Below are 2,588 nucleotides of genomic sequence, written 5' to 3' on the forward strand. Positions count from 1 at the left end.
TCTGTCGCAGCAGGGTGCGCACCCGGGCGCCGATGGCCCGGCCCAGCTCCACCGGCCGACCCAGCTGGTCGCCCTTCCAGAACGGCATGCGCGCGGCCTGCCCCGGGGCGGGCGAGACGAGCACCCGGTCAGGGGTGATCTCCTCGATGCGCCAGGAGGAGGAGCCGAGCAGGAAGACATCGCCCACCCGGGACTCGTAGACCATCTCCTCGTCCAGCTCACCGACCCGGGCGGCCCGCTCGGCACCGGCCAGGAAGACCCCGAACAGGCCCCGGTCGGGGATGGTGCCGCCGCTGGTCACCGCGAGTCGCTGCGCGCCGGGGCGGCCGGTGAGCAGGTCGGTGGCCCGGTCCCAGACCAGTCGGGGGCGCAGCTCGGCGAAGGCGGTGGACGGGTAGCGACCGGAGAGCATGTCCAGCACGGCGTGCAGCGCCGAGTCGGGCAGCTCGGCGAAGGGTGCGGCCCGGCGGACCAGCACGGCCAGGTCGCCGAGCGCCCACGGCTCCAGCGCCACCATCGCGACGATCTGCTGGGCCAGCACGTCCAGCGGGTTGCGCGGGTAGTGCAGCTCCTCGATCGCGCCGTCGGTCATCCGCTCGGCGACCACCGCGCAGGAGAGCAGGTCGCCACGGTGCTTGGGGAAGACCACTCCACGGGAGACGGCGCCCACCTGGTGCCCGGCCCGGCCGACCCGTTGCAGCCCGGCGGCCACGCTCGGCGGCGCCTCGATCTGCACCACCAGGTCGACAGCGCCCATGTCGATGCCCAGCTCCAGGCTGGAGGTGGCCACCACCGCCGGCAGCTGGCCGGACTTGAGCGCCTCCTCGATGTGCTTGCGTTCCTCCCGGGAGACGCTGCCGTGGTGGGCGCGGGCGATCACCGGTGCCGCGCCGGTGGCCGCCCCGGACTGGGCCATCACCTCGGCCGGTGGCCGGTTGCGCACCGGGCCGGCAGGGCCACCCCACCGCTGCGCGCCGGTCGTCGGGTCGTCGTCGGCCGACAACCCTTCCGGTACGCCGGTCGCACCCTCGGTCGCCGCTTCGGCGGCCAGCTCGTTGAGCCGGGCGCAGAGGCGCTCGGCGCTGCGGCGGGAGTTGGTGAAGACGATGGTCGAGCGGTGCTGCCCGATGAGGGTGAAGACCCGCTCCTCCACGGCCGGCCAGATCGACGCCCGACGTGGCCCGGGGCCGCCGAGGTCGTCCTCCGGTGGCTGCTCCTGCTCGTCCAGGCGGGTCATGTCCTCCACCGGGACCTGCACGCTGACCTCGATGGTCTTCGGAGTGGCCGGCTGCACCACGTCGACCGGGCGGGCACCGCCGAGGAACTGCGCGCAGGCGTCGATCGGGCGGACGGTGGCCGAGAGGCCGATGCGCTGCGCCGGGGCGGGCAGCAGCTCGTCGAGGCGTTCGAGGGAGAGGGCGAGGTGGGCGCCGCGTTTGCTGCCGGCCACCGCGTGCACCTCGTCGACGATCACCGTCTGGATGCCGCGCAGTGAGTCGCGGGCCGCCGACGTCAGTAGCAGGAACAGCGACTCGGGCGTGGTGATGAGGATGTCGGGCGGGGTGCGGGCGAAGGCCCGTCGCTCGTCGGCGGGCGTGTCGCCGGTGCGCATGCCGACGGTGATGTCGGGCGGTGCCACGCCCAGCCGGGTGGCCGCCTGCCGGATGCCGGCCAGCGGGGCGCGCAGGTTGCGCTCCACGTCGACGGCGAGGGCCTTGAGTGGGCTGACGTAGAGCACCCGGCACCGCTGGCGGGGCTCGGTCGGTGCCGGCTCGCGGGCCAGCCGGTCCAGTGACCAGAGGAAGGCAGCGAGCGTCTTGCCGGAGCCGGTGGGCGCCACCACCAGCGCGTTGCGACCGGCGGCGACCGACCGCCACGCACCGATCTGCGCGGCGGTCGGCGCGGCGAAAGCGTTGTCGAACCAGGCGCGGGTGGCCGGGCCGAACCCGGCGAGCACCGCGCCGGCGTCTGCGTCTGCCCCGGTCACCGGTCCATCGTGCCCCTCCGGTCTGACATCCACGAACGGCTCACGACGGAATGGGCGAGCAAAAGGCAAAAAGCGTGGAACGTGCGCTTAATGCGTTAAGTCTCACTTAACTGCTTGCTTCTGAGGAGCAACATAAAGTAACTTCACTCGCAACGCGAACCGGGGTGAGGGGATGTGATGGCCGGCGAGCAGCGCACCGTCGAACCGGGCACCGACGTGCTGATTCGCAAGGTCGACAGTCATCTCGCCGCCCTCCGCGCCGGCCTGCACGGCCCGGAGCTCGAGCTCGCCGAACGTCTCGCCCGCTGCCTGCGCGAGCTGGTCCTCTGCACCGCCCAGGCCAGCGCCGCCGATCGGGGTCAGGTCCGCGTTGCCGTGCACTACTTCGTGCTGCGCCGCGAGAGTCGCGGCCGTCTGCTCGCGGTGCGCTCGCTGACCGCCGCGGAACGTGTCGTCGACCGGGTCGCCCGCCAACTCGGCCGCCCCGACCTGCTGGCCGAGCTACGCCGCGACCGCCCCGCCCCCGACGACGCCCAACCCCTCAACAACGCCCTCCTCCACTAACCCCACCCCCACCCCCTTTTCCCGCGTTGATCAAGAG

General features: G+C 73.1%; 2 protein-coding genes. One reads left to right on the top strand and one right to left on the bottom strand.

The features are described from left to right. Positions 1 to 1,987: DEAD/DEAH box helicase (locus tag KBX53_RS29205; RefSeq protein WP_210862827.1), on the bottom strand; the 1,987-nt coding region annotated here is incomplete at its 3' end. A gap of 177 nt (positions 1,988 to 2,164) precedes the next feature. Between KBX53_RS29205 and KBX53_RS29210 the strand changes: the two genes are divergently transcribed. Next, entirely contained in the window at positions 2,165 to 2,551 is a 387-nt protein-coding gene (locus KBX53_RS29210; RefSeq protein ID WP_030336806.1) for a hypothetical protein, read from the top strand. Positions 2,552 to 2,588: the final 37 nt, after the last annotated feature.

It is taken from the genome of Micromonospora sp. M51, from assembly GCF_018070305.1.
Taxonomy (GTDB): Bacteria; Actinomycetota; Actinomycetes; order Mycobacteriales; family Micromonosporaceae; genus Micromonospora; species Micromonospora parva.